The 17,779-nt window shown below is 56.2% G+C and carries 19 protein-coding genes and 1 pseudogene; 17 read left to right on the forward strand and 3 right to left on the reverse strand.

The window, feature by feature from the left end:
• The 13 genes and pseudogenes from K6U75_16360 to K6U75_16420 form a co-directional block, all read left to right on the forward strand.
• Positions 1-200, forward strand: a 200-nt coding sequence (locus K6U75_16360) for an AbrB/MazE/SpoVT family DNA-binding domain-containing protein (GenBank protein ID MCL6476606.1), incomplete at its 5' end; no start/stop codon positions are given.
• Positions 201-747: 547 nt separating this feature from the next.
• Positions 748-1,305, forward strand: a complete 558-nt coding sequence (locus K6U75_16365; protein ID MCL6476607.1) for a hypothetical protein — start codon at positions 748-750, stop codon at positions 1,303-1,305.
• Positions 1,306-1,377: 72 nt separating this feature from the next.
• Positions 1,378-1,902, forward strand: coding sequence for an RHS repeat-associated core domain-containing protein (locus tag K6U75_16370; protein ID MCL6476608.1), 525 nt, complete (start codon positions 1,378-1,380; stop codon positions 1,900-1,902).
• 654 nt (positions 1,903-2,556) lie between these two features.
• Entirely contained in the window at positions 2,557-3,123 is a 567-nt protein-coding gene (locus K6U75_16375; GenBank protein MCL6476609.1) for an RHS repeat-associated core domain-containing protein, read from the forward strand.
• A gap of 128 nt (positions 3,124-3,251) precedes the next feature.
• Entirely contained in the window at positions 3,252-3,920 is a 669-nt protein-coding gene (locus K6U75_16380; protein ID MCL6476610.1) for a hypothetical protein, read from the forward strand.
• A 111-nt stretch (positions 3,921-4,031) separates the two neighbouring features.
• Positions 4,032-4,253: a hypothetical protein gene (locus K6U75_16385; protein MCL6476611.1), complete on the forward strand. Its 222-nt coding sequence runs from the start codon at positions 4,032-4,034 to the stop codon at positions 4,251-4,253.
• A gap of 103 nt (positions 4,254-4,356) precedes the next feature.
• A pseudogene (locus tag K6U75_16390) lies at positions 4,357-5,007 on the forward strand (RHS repeat-associated core domain-containing protein).
• Positions 5,008-5,668: 661 nt separating this feature from the next.
• Complete coding sequence (locus K6U75_16395) at positions 5,669-6,256, forward strand: RHS repeat-associated core domain-containing protein (protein MCL6476612.1); 588 nt, start codon at positions 5,669-5,671, stop codon at positions 6,254-6,256.
• A gap of 1,351 nt (positions 6,257-7,607) precedes the next feature.
• On the forward strand, positions 7,608-8,942 hold the full coding sequence (locus tag K6U75_16400; GenBank protein MCL6476613.1) for a dockerin type I repeat-containing protein: 1,335 nt from the start codon (positions 7,608-7,610) through the stop codon (positions 8,940-8,942).
• A 23-nt stretch (positions 8,943-8,965) separates the two neighbouring features.
• Complete coding sequence (locus K6U75_16405; protein MCL6476614.1) at positions 8,966-9,196, forward strand: antitoxin family protein; 231 nt, start codon at positions 8,966-8,968, stop codon at positions 9,194-9,196.
• Between the two features lie 5 nt (positions 9,197-9,201).
• Entirely contained in the window at positions 9,202-9,672 is a 471-nt protein-coding gene (locus tag K6U75_16410) for a PIN domain-containing protein (protein MCL6476615.1), read from the forward strand.
• Positions 9,659-9,934 (forward strand): hypothetical protein, encoded by a 276-nt coding sequence (locus tag K6U75_16415; protein MCL6476616.1) that lies wholly within the window; start codon positions 9,659-9,661, stop codon positions 9,932-9,934. The genes K6U75_16410 and K6U75_16415 overlap by 14 nt, the downstream gene beginning before the upstream one ends.
• A gap of 3 nt (positions 9,935-9,937) precedes the next feature.
• Entirely contained in the window at positions 9,938-11,332 is a 1,395-nt protein-coding gene (locus K6U75_16420; GenBank protein MCL6476617.1) for an amidase, read from the forward strand.
• Positions 11,333-11,388: 56 nt separating this feature from the next.
• Here the strand turns inward: K6U75_16420 and K6U75_16425 are convergent, their stop codons facing one another.
• Both K6U75_16425 and K6U75_16430 read right to left on the reverse strand, forming a co-directional pair.
• A complete protein-coding gene (locus K6U75_16425) occupies positions 11,389-12,384 on the reverse strand; it encodes a sugar phosphate isomerase/epimerase (protein ID MCL6476618.1) in 996 nt (331 codons plus the stop codon).
• Positions 12,381-12,689, reverse strand: coding sequence for an MGMT family protein (locus K6U75_16430; protein MCL6476619.1), 309 nt, complete (start codon positions 12,687-12,689; stop codon positions 12,381-12,383). The genes K6U75_16425 and K6U75_16430 overlap by 4 nt, the downstream gene beginning before the upstream one ends.
• A 132-nt stretch (positions 12,690-12,821) precedes the next feature.
• Here K6U75_16430 and K6U75_16435 point away from each other — a divergent pair, with 132 nt between their 5' ends.
• From K6U75_16435 to K6U75_16450, 4 genes are all read left to right on the forward strand, one after another.
• Complete coding sequence (locus tag K6U75_16435; GenBank protein MCL6476620.1) at positions 12,822-13,742, forward strand: hypothetical protein; 921 nt, start codon at positions 12,822-12,824, stop codon at positions 13,740-13,742.
• 15 nt (positions 13,743-13,757) lie between these two features.
• A complete protein-coding gene (locus K6U75_16440) occupies positions 13,758-14,627 on the forward strand; it encodes a hypothetical protein (GenBank protein ID MCL6476621.1) in 870 nt (289 codons plus the stop codon).
• Between the two features lie 107 nt (positions 14,628-14,734).
• Positions 14,735-15,646: an FAD:protein FMN transferase gene (locus tag K6U75_16445; GenBank protein ID MCL6476622.1), complete on the forward strand. Its 912-nt coding sequence runs from the start codon at positions 14,735-14,737 to the stop codon at positions 15,644-15,646.
• A 114-nt stretch (positions 15,647-15,760) separates the two neighbouring features.
• Positions 15,761-17,107 (forward strand): Gfo/Idh/MocA family oxidoreductase, encoded by a 1,347-nt coding sequence (locus K6U75_16450; GenBank protein ID MCL6476623.1) that lies wholly within the window; start codon positions 15,761-15,763, stop codon positions 17,105-17,107.
• Positions 17,108-17,144: 37 nt separating this feature from the next.
• Here K6U75_16450 and K6U75_16455 read toward each other — a convergent pair.
• The coding region (locus tag K6U75_16455) for a hypothetical protein (GenBank protein ID MCL6476624.1) at positions 17,145-17,779 on the reverse strand (635 nt) is incomplete at its 5' end.

Below are 17,779 nucleotides of genomic sequence, written 5' to 3' on the forward strand. Positions count from 1 at the left end.
TAACCGGGCACGCGGAGGTAGGGCTACCCGACGAGGTAATGCATCGCCTTGGGCTGGTGGAGGGACAGCGGATTCTGCTAATAGAGACGCCGTATGGGCTGGATCTGCTGCCCGAAGACCCCCAACTGACCACGCAGGTAGCGATAGCGGAGTTGGTGATGCAGCAAGATGAGGCAGTGCTTCGGCAGCTGGCGGGATAGGGAATGCCAGAACCTGTTGGATACGCGAGCCTCTGGTGCCTGCGATCAGGTTCTTGACCAGAGACCCGATTGGGTTGGAGGGTGGGGTCAATTTGTATGCGTATGTGGGCAATGGGGTGGTGGTGCTGAGTGACAGCAGAGGTTTGCAGATATTGCCTAAAGCCCCTTGTTCCAGAAAGATGCCCAACATCAGCTGTAGTACCCTTGGAGGTGTGATAGGACTACCTAAAACTGACCCTGCTTATAGGTGTGCTCAGGCGGTTTGCCAGTGGTGGGCGAGACAATATAACGAGATTGACGACCTGGTGAAAAGGCTATGCGATAGTGTAATCGACTGTTTTGAGACCAATAATCGATTGCCTCCGGTGCCCAAAGAGCATCCCTGTTGGCGCGAAGGGGGTTCGGATCGCGGCGGCGGTAATTTCTGTTGTGTAGAGTGTGTGAAACGAGTTTGTGCTTGGTTTGAGGAACCAAGCAGGCAGCTAGCTGACCGTATTCGGGACTCCATGCTACGTCGCTGTTGGCAGCAGTATCACGGGATGGAAAGATGAGTATAGTGCAGTACTTCCGACGAAGGTTTATGTTCTGGGGCATTGTTCTGGGAGCAGCGGTCCTAGTGTACTGGCTGGGTATTTATGTGACTCGCCCTATAGATTACCGGCGGATTGAAGTTCCTATTGAGGAGACTTCTGTAGGGGGACTGCGCGTCCAGCTGCCCAACTTCAGTATTGTGTCGCCCCCGCAGTGTCCCACCCCTGTGCCGAAGTATATTGCTTCTCCATCATGGGCAGCGGTACAGGAGGTGTGGTTGCGAGGCGAGGGGTGCACAGTGGTCATACGTTCGCTCACTTACGAGCGGCGTGGAGATGCCAGGCGGGCGATGGAGAGGTGGATTTCAGAACTGATGAAGGATAGGGTGTTGCTAAAGGAGAGTACCAAGGTTTGCGGTCACCCTGCACTTAAGCTCTCCGCACCGGGCATCTTGTATTTGTTCGTTGTGTGGGATAATGGAACCAAGTTGCTACAGTTTTTGGCGGATGGATGTCGGGATGAAGAGCATAAACAATGCTTACGCAAACTCATTGCATCGATAGAGCTGCGATAGGCGAAAGCAGATTTTGATACATTATCCCATTTGCCCTACGGTTACAAAGCCCAATGGGGCTACTATACTGACGTGGAAACGGGTATACTGTTACTGACGCATCGCTACTTAGACCCTGCGACGGGCAGGTTCTTGACCAGAGACCCGGCGGGATGTGAGGCAAGTGTGAATGTGTACGCTTACGTGGGGAACAACGCGGTAAACGAGGTGGATCCGAGTGGGCTATGGTATTTCCCACCAAGAATAGGACCTGTCTTGCCTCCCGGTTTATTTGATGTGACACGTTGCATAGCATGTGCTCTAAGGGGACTTCAGAAGGGTTATGAGGTTTTGGAGCATACTGCCAATGATAAGTTGGCACATTGTGTGGCAACTTGTGAGATAACTCGCTGCAGCGGCAGCGAGACGTGCGCACACCTGAGCGGAGTCTGCAGGGAGGTATTGCAAGATACACTATATCGCGCCTCGTTTGGGTATTTTGGCTCACGTATAGATCCGCACGATATCTTTGCGAATGCGCACGGAATCAATTGTGCAAACAGCAAGAAATCGTGCATTGCTTGCTGTATTTCTAAGATCACTAGGTCCGTACTATGAGGATAAGTGGGTCAATGACAATTTTGGGAGTTGTGGTGGGCATACTCCAGATCGGAGCGTGGGGAAGTATCTGGGGACTACTGTTCATCGAAGTTCTATTACAACTACCCTGCAGGTCTCGTATATCAGAACTAAACAAATATCGCCACAGTACCTCGGTAGATGCCGTTATTCAAGATTTAGGCGAGCCCCGAGACAAGCTGGTGACATCGCTTGGCTTTGGCATCCGCTATACTTCCCGCCTGTATTATGAAGTATGCAGCGATATACCTATCACAATATATCTGGATGCGGATGAACGAGTAACAGGGGTTCGCTTGGGTCGGCATGAACCCCGAACGTCTCTCTTCAGTTGGGTCTTGATGGTAAATAGTGTATTCATGCTGGGCTGGTTGGGTGCAATGTTGCTGGCAAGGAATGATCGGAGGTATGTTCTCCCACAGTCCTCAGCGGTGGCAGCGATGCTGATATTGGACACAGTGTTCATGCTCCCAGACCTTATACCGCTCGCTTACTCAATCACCTCCGCGTTATGGCTTTTGGTCGCAAGTGCTCTCCTCATGCTGATTGCGCTGGTGCAAGTTATACGCGTTGTGGCGAACACATCAGATATACACAATCAAGAAACGGATGGAGGCATGACAACGATATGATATGCATCGCTACTTAGACCCTGCGACGGGCAGGTTTTTGACCAGAGACCCGATTGGGTTGGAGGGTGGGGTCAACTTGTATGCGTATGTAGGGAATGGGGTGGTGACTACAGCCGACCCACAGGGGCTACATAATAAAGAGAAGTGTTTTGAGGCCGTTGCTAAAGCACGTGAGTTGGCAAGAAAGATCGAGGAACATCTACAAAAGATACGAGATAACCTCTCTCCTGTGGCTAGTTTATGCATCCCCAGCGAACCGTGTGCTGCTGCTCCCCGAAGGCCAGACCACACATTGTTGGAGAAGTGGGAAAATTATCGGGGGCACGTTAAAGATGTAGAAGGGTTGAAACGGAGGCTGGAGGAGGTGCTGAACCAAATCGACAATAACTGCAACAATCATTGGAAAAACTACTTTCATAATGAAATTAAGTATTTCGAAGGGGTTCTCAACGCCCCCATTCCCGAATGGCCTGGAGGTCTTTATCCATGCGTTCCTCTGCCCTATCCCTGGCCGCCTCGCATACCCACTCCTGTTCCAATAAGACCGCCCGTCCTCGTACCTATATGACGGCACGACACGACTGTTGTTACATGCGATACTGGCTCAAGCGTTGGGCACGCGGCAGTAGGGACCAAAGCCTCAGGCGTCTTAGAGAGCGACTGGGATCGTTGTCCCCTGCCGAGGCTTGTGCTCGTGTGCTGGAGTGCGTGCGTAGCGATTACGACCCAGATGTGACCTTTATCACACCTCTGCTCATTTGGGAAGTGTACGGTTGGCACAAGAAAGCACCTAACCGGATCCATCGGCAGGTGTGGTATACGCTAAGACGTTTCGTTCGCCGCCGCCTATGTCATTATCATATCAAGGTGCGCGAGGCTGGGTTCAAAGCAGCAGAGAATGCCTACTGCTACACCGCAGCCGACAAGCGACGCCTGTTTCTGCAAAACATCCTGCACCCGCAAGAGGATATCTGGCTGACCATTGTGGACTGGGCGGAGTATGTTGCCTGGCATGACTTGATTTCGCTGCTCCTTCAGGAAACACCGTGGCGTCACGGCACAGCATGGAACGTGCTATTCGTTCTGGACAACTGGGTGATTGACCGCATGGATGAGGTGCAAAAACGAGAACTCTTGGACGCTTTAAAAAGGGTGCTGCTGTATGTGGACCGGTTGTGCTCGACCCAAGACGTAGACGATATGGCTCTGTGGAAAATCTGCGAAACGATAGGGTTTCATATTCGCGGAGAGGCTGCCAAGCACATGCTGCGAGAGGTGACGCAGCGGTGTCAGAGCGTAGCGGTTTGCCAAGCGTGCTGGAACGCCGTTGAGGACTACTTCGGGGCGGATGATCACGTATGCTGAGGATAATGCTTTCTCTTGCAGTAGCTGTGTGATTGGAAGTATCATCATACTGTAGCAACCGCCGTGTTCCGTGAAACTTGCCTACAGAAAGGAGGAACCCGCGCGATGGCTATGGAGACTCATCTCCCGCAAGGGGTGCAACAGGTTCTGGAAGCGGTTGAAGCGCTTCCAGAGGAGGAGCAGTGGATGGTGGTGGAAATTATTGCCAACCGTCTACGCCGTCTGCGCCGGCAGCAACTGGTAGAAGAGGTGGAGGAGGCACGCTCTGCTTACCGCAGAGGGGAGGTGCGTCGAGGGAGTGTGGACGACCTGTTGCGCGAGCTGGATGAATGAGAAGGCTGGTTTGGACAAACACCTTCGTCCGGGCGTATAAGAGGAGATATTGTTGTTGACGCTGGGGTCTCATGATGATGTGTATTGAGACACTTCTGGTTCCAACCCCACCCCCTACGGCTACAAAGGGCAGTGGGGCTACCATACCGACGGGGAGACCGGAATAATGTTGCTCACGCACCGTTACTTTGACCCTGCGACGGGCAGGTTCTTGACCAGAGACCCGATAGGTCCAAGGGCAGGTGCAAACCTTTACGCATACGTCAATAACCGTGTTGTGGTGGATACAGACCCGTGGGGATTACTGCCCAAAGGAAAGCCAAGACCCCCTACATGGCGACCTGTACCCACGCCTAGGGATCCATTTTGGGCTAAGATTTCCAAGCTGGTGAAACTATTCTGCGTAGTAGATTGTGTTGTGTATGCGGTAGCTGTCGGCAATGCTATTCATACTTGTCTCTCCGAAGGTCAGGGAGATTCCTTTATATGCTGCGTCCACAGGGAGCTCGAACGTCTGCCAGGGTTTGTAGGAGGAGCGTGTGCTGGATGTATCCTGCAGGTTGCCTGCAACTTTTCTATACCGGGAGTGGGCTTTATCTGTGGAGCGGTTGGTGGTGCCTGCTATGAGTTGGCACTGGATATCGTCGGATGGGCATGCAAAGGCGTGTTCAATCCTCCTCCTGCTGGATCTGTGGGTGGGGGAGGACAAGGAGGTTGCTGGGGGTCGGCTTACCACTGCTACCCCGCAAAATAAGCATAGACGCAGGGAGGTATCAGACATGGCAAGGATTGTGTGGAAGGTAGGTATCCCTCTCTATATCATATCGGTAATGGTTCTGTGTCTTCGGTTGGCAATGCGAGTAGACCTCTGCATTCGCGATGCCCCCTTCGCGGATTCATTGTGCTGCTTGGGGTCATGGGGAGATAGTGGTTTTCCACTCACTTCCGTATGTGTAGGAGCGGTGGGGGAGCTCTGTAGCCTTCTTGCTCTACGGCGGGGGCGAGAGAATGTAGCAGCAGGCGGTTTTATCGGGGTTGTCCTTGGCTTTGCGCTCGGCGGTGTTCTGCAGGATGTTGTACGGTATTGTTGTCAATGAACCGGGGAAGAGCGTTTGGGAGGACCGGTTGTGAACCTCAACTTTCAAATTGGCTACAGCTTGCGTTGGCTGCTCGGCGGCTGCTTTGGTCTGGTTCTCGCTTGCCTGTGTGTACCACTGGTAGGAGCCTACGTGACCGGTTATATGCGTGAGGCTTTGAGTGTTGTACTAAAGCTGTGGTTCATAGGTGCGGGCGTAGCTCTGTTGTGGGGTTGGTACCGGGGAGCAAAGATACTGATGAGCCTCAATAGTGATAGCAACAACGGGGAGCGTGAGGAGTAAGACCACAGCTGCAACACAGAAGGCTACTACACCGACGTGGAAACGGGTATACTGTTACTGACGCATCGTTACTTAGACCCTGCGACGGGCAGGTTCTTGACCCGAGACCCGATTGGGTTGGAGGGTGGGGTCAACTTGTATGCGTATGTGGGGAACGGGGTGGTGATGAAAGCGGATCCACTGGGCTTTGCCACGTGGTGTGAGGTCAAGCCACGTCTCGGTATCGTCTATGATCACGCGTTCATCCGGTTTGACCTGATCCAGTGTGATGGCGCTGCTAGCTGGGGATTCTGGCCAGGTGAAGGTAAATCCTGCCCACTGTTTCCCGCGCCCGGGCGTTGGGAATACCCTGATCCTCGTGAGCGAGATTGTAAGCCAGTGAAGCAGATACCCGATATACGCTTTGAGAAGGCTTTATGTGACTGTATCAAAGAAAGCAAAAGGAGAGGGCGCGCATATCAATTCCCGTGTTACGCTTGTGGCACATGGGTGAAAGACATGTGGAACTGCGCGAAAGCACGAGTGTTCCCTGTGCCTCCTAAACCCAGTCCCGTCTTTCCTCCTAATGAGATATTACCTGGTCAGTGTATACGACTGCCGAATGGACGAATAATTTGCGGATAGGGAAACCGAAGTGCATCGCTTTTCGTGCCTGGGAAAAATTGTGTTCATTTGCTTGACCTTCGTGGTATTGGTCGTATTACTTACCTGCTGGCAGATGGGCATATTTACCCCGAAGGTCACGCTACCGTGTCTTTTGGCATATAATGATTATAGCTCTCTCTACCTGATATTTGATGGGCAGAGGTTCGAACTGCCGCTTTACACACAGCAACGCACAACATATCGTGGTGTATCCTTTTGCATCACGCCCCGTGAGTTGCTGTTTTATTATAGCGCGGACAAACAGATGGGGATGTTACCGTCTGAGCAGATGAGCCGATTGTCTCTGTTGTTGGAGCGAAAGCACAATCATTTCATGACAGCGGTGCGGTGGATATCTATCCCCGAGCCTCTTCAGGGTAAGTTGTTATTGCTCCAGAGTTCTACCCAAACGGTGTTTCTTACAGGTAATGTTTACGATACAGCGGGGCGGTTACGGCCCTTGATTTTTGCATCGCCTCTGTCTGCACCAGATAGTTGGGAACGGATGGGGCAGAATGTGTTATCCGTGCGCGCTCATCCTGGAGAAAGCCATTTCGCAACTCTCGACCGAAGGGGTTTTATCGCCATACACGACGCATCTGGGGAGATTCATGCTAAGATAATGATAGGGGATATCGTAGAACGGATTATTGATTGGGATGTGGACTTTGCGCGCAATGAATGTTTCCTACTAATAAGACACCCCTACAACGCGGTAGTTCGCTGTAGTCCAACGACACAGCGTACGTTTAGACTGACGGCACTGTTTAGTCCCTATCACATCAATGTATGTGAGAAGCATAGATTGGTGCTAGTAACGGGGAATGCTTTCCTCATAACACCTACGGGAATGATGAATGCCTATGATTACGAGGGGAGATGGCAGGGGCAGGTTAAAGGGGTTTCGGGAGCGTATATTGTTCCCCGAATCACGGTATTAGATGCCCTCGCCTCTAGTCCGACAGTGACGAAGTTAGTCGAAACCGCCTTGCGAGAGAGGGAAATAGGTGCGCAATAAAACGATGTTAAGGATGAGAGCATAGTGTCGCAGCGTGGTGCAAGTTATACGTGTTGTGGCGAATACATCATATATACACAACCAAGAAACGGATGGAGGCATGACAACGATATGATATGCATCGCTACCTTGACCCCACCACGGGCCGGTTTTTGCCCAGAGACCGCGCACATCACCCCCCCTTGACGAAAATCGATAAACGTGCTAATCTTTCCCTGTCAACGCAAGGTGCAAGTAACAGTTGCCCGCAGTTTTTTCGCGGTGGAGCGTTCACCGTTTGTCCTGATTCCAGCGAAGAAAGGAGCGATTGCCATGCGTGCATGGAAGGCACTTCTGGTGGTTACGCTGCTGGTCGCAGGTGCCTGCGTATCGGCACAGCGCAAGTACGACTTTCTCATGTCTCCTGCCGATTCCGACCTCAACGTCCGCGTATCGGTGCAGGCGTTTACCTCCGGTACGCTGGTGGGTAACTACGACCCCAACACGAACCCCACCGGCACGCGCACCAAGCCCGGCATCTTCAGCAGTTTTGGGCCCACGGAGAACGTGCCCGTGCCGGTGGAAGTCAACCCATTTGTGGAGGGGAACGTGGCATCGAAACCGGCAGGCTCCTTCAGCATGGTGTTGAACCCCGAAGCGGGCACGGTGGTGCTGATGGACCTCTTCTCCGACCTGCTTCATTCCGGCGCAGTCAGCCTGCCCGCCAGCGCGGAGTTCGCCACTGACGGCTTTCGCACCCGCAACCCCACCTCCACCTACCCCGCCGGGCGGTTCACGGTGCCGCTGGGTGACGTGCTGGTCTCCGCGCTGACTGTCACGCAAACGGGCGAACCTGTTGCAGGTGTGCTGACGCCGCTGGGGGGCAATCGTTACGCCTTCGCCGTCGGGCCGATGGTGGTGCTGTTCATCCGCGCTGACCTGCAAGGTTCCGTGCTGGAGACCACGTCCAACCCCAACCCGCTGCCCCTTGTGGGAGAGGTGCAAATCGACGGTGATACCGCGACGATCCTCTCGGTGAACACCATCGACTGGTCGGATGTGGACACTCCGAATCAGCCTATCCCGCAGTTCGCGATGGATTTACCGACCGTGTTTCCGCCGGGCGATGTCGCGCATCTGCTGTTTGACCTCACGCTGAACGAGGTGCGCACGCGCGTGAGCGGCACGTATACCATCGCCGCCAGCGGTGTGGCGAGCTACCGCACAGTGAGTGGGGTCATCACGCTGGGCGATTACGCCGCGCCGACAGGGGGGATGAACATCCCTGTCGAGGCACGCGCCCACGGCGAGGTGACGCCTGTGGAAACGCATGTCGTTGCGCTCAACGATGCGGGCCAATACCAGTTCCAGACGGCACTGTGGGGCAGCTTTGACCTCTCCGCAAAGGGTTCACACTGGCTGAGGCAAACGGTGACGGGCGTTTCGCTGGAAAAAGATGCCCGCGTAGACTTCATCTTGACAAACGGCGACATCGACGGGGATAATGAAGTGACGCTGTTCGATTTCGGGCAGCTGGTGGCGGCGTTTGGTAGTATTCCGGGCGATGCGAACTGGAATCCGAACGCTGACCTGGACGGCGACGGGGAGGTCACGCTGTTCGACTTTGGGATTCTGGTGCGCAACTTCGGCGCCATTGGGGATGAGTAGGTAGAACCGAGGGGGTAAAAAGCATGAATCTCGTACTGCGCGCTCGGGTCGATAGAGGGACGCTCGTGCCTGTGCAACCCGTTCCTCTGCCAGAGGGGGAGGTGGTGGAAATCGAGATTCGAATGCCCAATGAGCCTTTGACGGGCGACAGCTGGGATGCCCTTTGGAAGCAGTTTCTGGCGCGTGCTCGTTCAGGGCTGCACATCCCGGATGAGGCGTTGGAGCGAGAGCACCTGTATAACGACGATAGGTAGACGGGATGCGCTGGCTCATTGATACGAACGTTTTGGTTCGCCTGCGCGACCAGCAGAGTGCGCACTTTTCCGCTTGCGTGCAGGCGATCGCGAAGGTACGTGCGCATGGCGATGTTCTGTGTGTATGTACACAAGTAGCTATCGAGTATTTTGTCGTAGCCACTCGTCCTGTGGAGGTCAATGGTATAGGGTTAAGCTGTGAGCAGGCTATTCAGGATGTGCGTGATTTTCGCAGGTTGTTCTTGTGGCTGCCAGAACCTCCGGATATTATTAACGCATGGGAGCAAACTGTGGTGAAGTATGGAATAACTGGTAAGCAAGCACATGACGCTCGCCTCATCGCTTTGATGTTAGCGCATGGTGTTGAGGGTATCCTGACTCTAAACACAGTCCATTTTCAGCGGTATCTCGAAGTGAGAGCAGAATCACCATACCAATTAATCAATGAGTCTGAATACCACCATGACCCGTCGTGAATTCCATTTTGCATTGTTTGCCGCGGCAGCGGCGTTGAGCGTCCCGGGCGCGGGGCAGGAGGCGGAACAGAAAGCGGAGGATATGACCCACGCATCCATCAACGCCTGGCTACCTGCTCCGATGCCTCCGGAACAGGCGCAGCAGGTCGCCGAGGCGGTCAATGCGCTGCAAAAAACGCTACAGGCGCTGCGTGCCTGTCCGCTGCCAGAAGGCTCCGAACCGGCGTTTACCTTCCAGCCACTCCCCCCGAAGCGAGGATAACGCATGGAGGATGAGGTACTGTTTCTGACCGTCACGGAGCAGGCGAAACTGCTCAAGTCGCGCAAAGTCTCTTCGGTAGAGCTCACGCAGGCGTATCTGCAGGCTTTACGCACGCAGGGTGCAGCTTTGCGTGCGGTCGCGGAGGTCACCGAAGAGGTCGCTCTGCAACAGGCACAGCAGGCGGACAGAGAGATGGCCTCTGGAAAGTACCGGGGTGTCTTGCACGGTATTCCCTACGGTGCGAAGGACCTGTTCGCCACGAAGGGCATCCCCACCCGCTGGGGGTCGCCCGCTCACCGCGACCAGGTTTTCGGCTACGACGCTACGGTCATCGAGCGGCTGCAGCGGGCGGGCGCGGTGCTGGCTGCCAAACTGGCGATGATCGAGCTGGCGGGAGCGGGCGGTTACGAGTTCGCGCACGCCTCCGTAACCGGAGCCTGTCTGAACCCCTGGGATAGAACCCGCTGGGCAGGAGGCTCCTCCAGTGGCTCCGGTGCGGCAGTGGCAGTGGGGGCAGTCGCGTTCGCACTGGGTACGGAGACGTGGGGCTCCATTACGGTACCTGCCGCCTTCTGTGGAGTCACCGGACTGCGCTCTACCTATGGACGAGTGAGCCGCTACGGGGCGATGGCGCTGTCCTGGACAATGGACAAGATAGGGCCAATGGCTCGCAGCGCGGAAGATTGCGCCCATATCCTGCAGGCGATTGCCGGACACGACCCGCGCGATCCGTCGAGCGCGGACATGCCGTTCCGCTACCGCTTCTCCACATGGCGGAACCACCGCTTCCGTATCGGCTTATTGCCAATAGACTTTGCGAAAAACAGCGCGCCTGACGCCCAAAGGTGCTTTGAGGCAGTGCTGGAGATATTCAGGAAGCGTAAGGCGAACCTTGCCGAGGTGAAACTGCCTGACCTGCCTTACAACGAGGCGGCAGAAACCATCATCGTGGCGGAAGGCTCCTCCGCATTTGAGAACCTCATCCGCAGTGGCAAAGTGAACGAACTGGCGGACCGCTCACAGGTGGTGGGGTTACTATCCGGGCTTGCCCTTTCGGCGGTAGACTACCTGCGGGCGATGCGGATACGTGCCGAAGCGATGAAGGCAATGGCAAAGGTATTCGAAACGGTGGATGCGCTCATGGCGCCGACGCTCTTGCAGGGTGCGCCGCCGGTAGACCGCAGTCTCAACGAAACGTGGGTGAACATGGGGGGCAACGGCGGTTTCGCTAACCTGACGGGCTTGCCCTCTATCTCCGTGCCGATGGGGTTCACCGCCAGTGGATTGCCGCTGGGGCTGGAGATAATCGGTGCGCCTTACGAAGAGGCGAAAATCATTGCCCTCGCACAGATATTCCAGCAGGAGACCGACTGGCACCGACGCCGACCACCCGCTTAAAGTCCACGCAGGCGTGGTGAAGCAGTCCCTCGCCTGTACTTCTTATGTTCCCTCCGCTAAGCGCGGATTTCCAGCCCCTCTTCGGGTATCCACTGTCGCAGGTATTCGGCGTTGCGCTTCAGTTCGTCCAGTATCACATCCTCGCGCCTCGTGGAGCCAGGGATAATCTCGCAGATGAGATAGATGTTCTCGGGCAAGGGCAGCCACTGCGCCCACGGCTGTTCGTCGCGTGTGCGCAGGCTCTCAACAATGGCGTCCAGCACCTTCGGTATCTCGATATGCCCTTTCGCGTTGTATTCGGGAGTGAACGGCCAGTGCGCGCTGGCATCAGGTGTGGTCTGCTGCAGGTGAATGACCTCCGCTGCCGTGCCGAAACGCCGCAGCCATTCGGTATAGTCTAAATCGGCGCCGCTCAAGCCGTAATGCATTCCCGCGCAGTGCCCCACATCCAGTGTCAGGTAAACAGGGATGCCCTTGCGCTCGCGGTTCACCTCTACCAGAAACCGCTCCGCCTCCGCCAGCGTCCACGGAGACTCGCTGGGGATGTACATCTGCTCCTGATAGAGCGCACGGATGCCCTTCCTTGCCAGCGATTCGGACAGGTCGCGGAAGATAGAATACTGGCGGCGCAGTGCCTCCTCGTGGCGTGCGGGGTCGGAAAGCACCTCCACCGAGAAGGCATCCCAGTGCCCCCCGATGGCATCTACCCCCATGGCGTTGGCGATATCCGCGCACTCAATAATCCACTCTTTCATGCGCTGGCGCACGCGCGGGTCGGAGTGGCTCAGCCCGTGAAATCGGTGCGTGGCAACACCAGTGTAGATGTCGTTAATGAACACGCCGTATTTTTCTGCCGCCTCGCGCGCGGCGCGGGCGGTCTCTATTTGATACTCCTTGTCTCCAGAGAAGAAGGGGTCTAACACATCCGCACAAAACGAATGCACCCGGTAACCGCATTCGCGGGTCAGGCGCATCCAGTTCTCAGGCTCTTCCCAGCGGCGCGTGATAAATGCGCCATTGATGCCCAGCCATAGCCTTATGCTTCTGCTCATGCTTCCTCCTCAAACGGTTGCCAGCGACAGGCTACCATGTCTACCCGTCCGTCCTCATGGAACCGCACGCCTTCCTGCTGAAGCAGGTGACGTTGCAGAGCCGCCATGCGCGGGTCACGCCGGGCAATTCGCAGATCGCCTTCTTTTCCCACCACGCGCCACCAGGGAACGCTGTCTGGAGCATGATACATCACTCTCCCCACGATGCGGGCGGAGAGGGGTGGTACCATCCAGTCGCCCACCTGCCCGTACGACATCACCCTGCCAGCAGGAATCTGCCGCACAAGGTCATACACCTCTTGCATCAGGTTTGCGCCGCTTCGCCGGCGTAACATTTTGCTGGTAACTGCAGTCTGTATGATGGACGGACGGTGGGAGATTTCGCTACAGGAAGGAAACAATCCTGCCATGATAAGAAGGGGAGATGCGCGTTTGCGATGAAGAACCGATTTGTGCTGACCCTGCTGGCGGTGCTCGGCGCATGTTTGGCGTCGGTGGCTCAGCAGGCTCCGACAGAACCATCGGCGCAGGTGTTCCGCTACCGCTTCGAGCAGGGCGTAGTCGTGAAGTATCGAGTCAATGCGCAGATGTCGGGTACGCTGCCGCTGTTTGGCGGATTACCGGTGGAAAAGGTAGTGCTCGACATGACGCTGGTGCTGAAGGTGCAGAAAGTGCGTCCCGACGGCAATGCGGAACTGGGCATTGACGTGGAAACGTTCAAAGCAGAGATGGACGGGCAGGCGTTGCCTTTGCCAGCAGACCGTCTGCGTGCCAGCGTGCGCAGTCTTGTGTTTGTGGTTACCCCGCAGGGCGAGGTGGTGGAGCGGAAAGGGGCAAGTGCCATACCCTTCAATATACCCATTCCGGGTATCGAGGCGAGCCAATTGCCGTTAATGGTACTGCAGCTGGTGTTTCCGCAGGAACCACTCTCCGCCGGGCAGGAATGGAGCTATTCGCGTGCGATGACCACCGTTGCCGGCGACACGCCCGCACAGTTTACAGCGCGATGGCTCAAAGAAGAGGCGGTCAACAACCTGACCGCTTCACTGTTCCAGCAGAAGATGCGCTGGAGCCGTTCGTTCAAGGCGGACATTTTTGACCTGCCCACCACCGACGAGAGCCTGATGGTAAAACATATCGAGCAGACCGTCAACGGTGATGCCCAGATATGGTTCGGTCGCAACGACGGCAGGCTGATTAAAGCGGTCATGGACGCTCAGTATGAGCAGCGTGTCCGCTTGCTGAACCCGGGCGAATCCGCCTCTCAGCTGGCTCCCGCGCGGTTAACCGCAAGAATGCAAATCGTCCGCGAGGAACTGCTTCCTCGCGAGCTACAAAACGAACAAACCGGAAAATAGAAAGGGGTACGAAAGATGAAGTTCATGACACGATTCTTGATGGCGATGGCGGTTGCCACATTACTCACAGTGACAGTACTGCCATCGCTGGCGCAGGAGGGCTACAAACTGCGCCGTGTTTTCAAGGTCAACGACATCCGCCGTTACAAGATGGTGATGGACATGAACGGCGAGATGCTCATGGGCGAAAACTCCATGCCGCTGAACATGCAGATGGTGATGACCTTCCGTGAGAAGGTGGCAGGTATCAAGGACGGCAAAGCGACCGTTCACACCACCTTTGAGAGTATGAAGATGTACATGAACGGTCAGGAGTTCGCCTCGCCGATGGCTCCAGACATGAGCAACACGGTCATCACCACGGTGATCGATGACCGCAACAAGGTGTACGAAGTCAAGGGACTGGAAAAGGTAGCTATGGGTGCGCCCGGTATGGGCAACCTGAATATTGGCGCGGGTTTCAATTCGCCTGCCATGTTCCCCGAAGGAGAGATTAAGGTAGGCGACTCGTGGGAAACCGAGGTACCAATTCCCAACGCGGGCGACCTCAAGCTGACCGCGAAGCAAACCTTTGTGAGCGTGGAGAAGGTCGGAGGTGTGGAAGCTGCCCGTATTAAGACCGAGTTCGAAATGCCGTTTGAGAAGCTGATGGCATCGATGGCTGGACAGTCGCCTGCGGGCATGCCTCCGATGACGGGCACGATGAAGGTGGTGTCTTACACCTACTTCGACCTCGCCACCGGCAACGTGCTGAAGGTGGATGGCGATATGGTCATGAGCATGCAGATACAGGGAGGCGGCAATCCGCAGATGCCTCAGAACATGCAGATGAACATGACCGCCAAGATATCGCTTACACAGGTTAAGGAATCAAGCGCGAAGTAAGCCGATACCGGTGCGGTTCGCCCCGCTACCGTGGTGGGTAGCGGGGCACTGTTCTATTGTGGTTGTGCTCCACCACGCAGCGGCGTGCCAAACCGGAGTGAAGTGTGATGTTCATTCGCCTGAGCACATACGCCATGGGCTGTGACTTCGAAGTGTATGCCTTTGGAGAAGAGGGGCTGTCTCTCCGCGTGGCAGCGGAAGCCGCTGTCGCGGAGGTCGAACGAGTCGAGCAGCTCCTCAGCCACTACCTCCCCGACAGCGAGGTCAGCTACCTCAACGCACACGCCGCTCGCGAGGCGGTCAGGGTGCATCCCGAAGTCTTTGATTTGCTGGAGCGAGCGCTACACCTCTCGAAAGAGACGCGGGGAGCTTTCGACGTGACCGTCATGCCGTTGCTGCGCTGCTGGGGTTTTTTCACCGGCATCGGTCAGGTGCCGGACGCCCAGACAATCGCTGAGGCATTGCAACGGGTCGGGGCGTCGCAGATACGACTGGACCCCCAGCAGCTAACGGTATCTTTCCTGCAGGATGGCGTCGGTATTCATCTGGGCGCTATCGGTAAAGGCTATGGGGTAGACCGCGCGATTGAAGTGCTGAAGGAAGCAGGTGTGCCGGCGGCGATGGTGCACGGCGGGCACAGCAGCGTACGGGCGTACGGAGCACCTGCCGACGCAGGAGGGTGGCAGATAAACCTGCCCCACCCTCTGTACCCTGAGCGTAGCCAGGCGCACCTGTTGTTGCGCAACCGGGCGATATCCACATCATCGGCAACCGAGCAGTACTTCGAGCGTGGTGGACGCCGGTATGGGCACATCCTGGACCCGCGCACGGGCTTGCCTGTGGAAAACGACCTGCTGTGTGTGAGTGTGCTGGCAGATGAGGCAACGGTAACCGACGCCCTTTCTACAGCCTTTTTCGTGCTGGGTGAGAACGGTATCCGCGAATACATTTCTGCCCATCCGGGGGTGCAGGCAGTTATCCTGCGGCAGGGGGCACAGCAACCGGAATGGGTAGGTTGACCGGCTTTCCGCAGGAGAAAACCACTCAGTTCATGAAGTATAATACATACAGCGAGGATATTCGCTAACACTAACGGTTCTGGCTCCGAAGTGGCTTAAGGAGGTTGACGCTTCATGTTTAAGGACAAACATATTCTGGTATCCCGGCGCGAATTCCTGCGCGATTCAGCCTGGGCTGCTGCCGCTGCCGCTTTTGTGGCGGCTTTTCAGGAGAGGGTGGAAGCGCAACAGAAGTCGCCCCGGTCGGCACAGCAGGTAGCACTCCATCAGGACGCGAGTGCTTCGGGCTCCAACCGGAACCCTGATCCGGTGAACATCGGCTTCATCGGCACCGGCACGCAGGGACAAACCCTGCTGCAGCGACTGGTCCGCATCCCGGGTGTGCGTGTGGTCGCAGTCTGTGATGTCTACCCGCCCCATCTTTCGCGTGGACTGCGCATGGCGGGTCCGCAAGCCATGACCTACAGGGACTATCGGAAACTTCTGGAACGTAAGGATATCGATGCCGTCATCATCGCTACGCCGCTGCACCTGCACGCTCCGATGACCATCGATGCCCTGCAGGCAGGCAAACACGTCTTCTGCGAGAAGACGATGGCATATTCCGTTGAGGAAGCCCGACGCATGGTGCAGGTCTCGCGCGAGACGGGCAAGCATCTGCAAATCGGGCATCAGCGTCACTACAGCCCCATCTACGCCCATGCGCGCGAGATGATGACCGAACAGGAGGTCATCGGCAAACTGGTGCACGTACGCGCCTGGTGGCACCGCAACAACTCGTGGCGACGCCCCGTACCCGACAAAAAGTATGAGGAGCTGCTGAACTGGCGACTGTACAGCAGGTACTCGCAGGGGCTGATGGCAGAGCTCGCCAGCCACCAGATAGATGTTATCAACTGGTTCACCGACGCGACACCCATTTCGGTGATGGGTATGGGCGGTATCGATTACTGGCAGGACGGGCGTGACGTGTGGGATAACGTGGAGGTCATCTACGAGTATCCCAACGGCGTGAAGGTCGTGTACACCTCTATCCTGTCCAACCAGTACGACGGCTACGCCGAGCAGTTTATGGGTGATAAAGGCACCCTGTTGCTGACCAACGAAAAAGACGGCTTCCTGTTCAAGGAACCCACTGCCGAAGAACTGGGCTGGGAAGAACATGCTAAGAAAGCTGCTGGCAAGGGAGGAACCACGGGGGTGGTTCTCGACGTGACTGCCACCAAGAAAAAAGGCACCGGCGCGGTTATCGGTGGGCAAAAGATGGCGGCGGGATACGAGCTCAAAGACGCCTACACGCTGGAGCTGGAAAGCTTCGTCCACGATGTGGTGCGCAATGGACAAAAACCGCTCTGTGACGCCGAGGTGGGTTTCAAGGCGGCGGTAGCCGTGCTAATGGCGAACAAAGCAATTGAGGAAGGCAGGAAGATTACTTTTACGCCGGACATGTTCCAGGCATAGCCGCAGGCGGCGCGGCTTGCCGCGCCGCCTTGTCTCCCTAAAACTGGTACGAGAAGTAGACCGCTACACCCAATTCGCGTGCGTAGGCTTCCACATCCCACTCCGAGGTCATGTGCACCACCAGCACCGGGAACAGGTTGGGATAACGCCCTTGCAAACGTTGTATCTTGCGGCGCAGGAAGCTGTCCACGTCGTTTTTGGAGAGCTGCGCTTTGCTTTCGCCCACAATGGTGAGGGTCTCCCCGTTGCGCCTCGCCTGCCCGAAGATGTTGACCTCGATGTGCTCACCCTGATTATCTTCTACAAAACGCCGCGTCAGATCGCCCTCAATCTGCAAACCGTAATCGCGATTGAGGAGATGGGGCAACGCCTTGTAGGCAGCGTTTTCCAGTGTGTAGCCGATGGTCATGGAAAGACCGCCCACCTGCTTGCGCAGGTCGTCCAGTCCCCACGTCAGTCGGCGGATGTCTTCCTGAGTTTGCTTCTGCACTTCGACCAGCTCCTGCACCGTGCGCCTCAGGTCAGATATCTCCTCCGAGTGCTGCTGCGTTGTCTGCCGCAGTTCAGCGATGGCCTCGGTGTTCTGCCTTGTCATCTGCACCAGTTCCGCCACTGTCTGACGCAACTCGGCAATCGCCTCGGTGTTTTTCTGCGTCATCTCGCGCAGCTCGG

The sequence above is a fragment of the Bacillota bacterium genome, assembly GCA_023511455.1.
Classification (GTDB): Bacteria; Armatimonadota; HRBIN16; order HRBIN16; family HRBIN16; genus HRBIN16.

Coding starts and splice junctions, on each gene's coding strand:
- K6U75_16425 (MCL6476618.1), bottom strand. CDS start 12,384: ATGAGCAGAAGCATAAGGCTATGGCTGGGCATCAATGGCGCATTTATC.
- K6U75_16365 (MCL6476607.1), top strand. CDS start 748: ATGAGTATAGTGCAGTACTTCCGACGAAGGTTTATGTTCTGGGGCATT.
- K6U75_16420 (MCL6476617.1), top strand. CDS start 9,938: ATGGAGGATGAGGTACTGTTTCTGACCGTCACGGAGCAGGCGAAACTG.
- K6U75_16415 (MCL6476616.1), top strand. CDS start 9,659: ATGACCCGTCGTGAATTCCATTTTGCATTGTTTGCCGCGGCAGCGGCG.
- K6U75_16410 (MCL6476615.1), top strand. CDS start 9,202: ATGCGCTGGCTCATTGATACGAACGTTTTGGTTCGCCTGCGCGACCAG.
- K6U75_16440 (MCL6476621.1), top strand. CDS start 13,758: ATGAAGTTCATGACACGATTCTTGATGGCGATGGCGGTTGCCACATTA.
- K6U75_16430 (MCL6476619.1), bottom strand. CDS start 12,689: ATGCAAGAGGTGTATGACCTTGTGCGGCAGATTCCTGCTGGCAGGGTG.
- K6U75_16405 (MCL6476614.1), top strand. CDS start 8,966: ATGAATCTCGTACTGCGCGCTCGGGTCGATAGAGGGACGCTCGTGCCT.
- K6U75_16435 (MCL6476620.1), top strand. CDS start 12,822: ATGAAGAACCGATTTGTGCTGACCCTGCTGGCGGTGCTCGGCGCATGT.
- K6U75_16385 (MCL6476611.1), top strand. CDS start 4,032: ATGGAGACTCATCTCCCGCAAGGGGTGCAACAGGTTCTGGAAGCGGTT.
- K6U75_16445 (MCL6476622.1), top strand. CDS start 14,735: ATGTTCATTCGCCTGAGCACATACGCCATGGGCTGTGACTTCGAAGTG.
- K6U75_16400 (MCL6476613.1), top strand. CDS start 7,608: ATGCGTGCATGGAAGGCACTTCTGGTGGTTACGCTGCTGGTCGCAGGT.
- K6U75_16375 (MCL6476609.1), top strand. CDS start 2,557: ATGCATCGCTACTTAGACCCTGCGACGGGCAGGTTTTTGACCAGAGAC.
- K6U75_16450 (MCL6476623.1), top strand. CDS start 15,761: ATGTTTAAGGACAAACATATTCTGGTATCCCGGCGCGAATTCCTGCGC.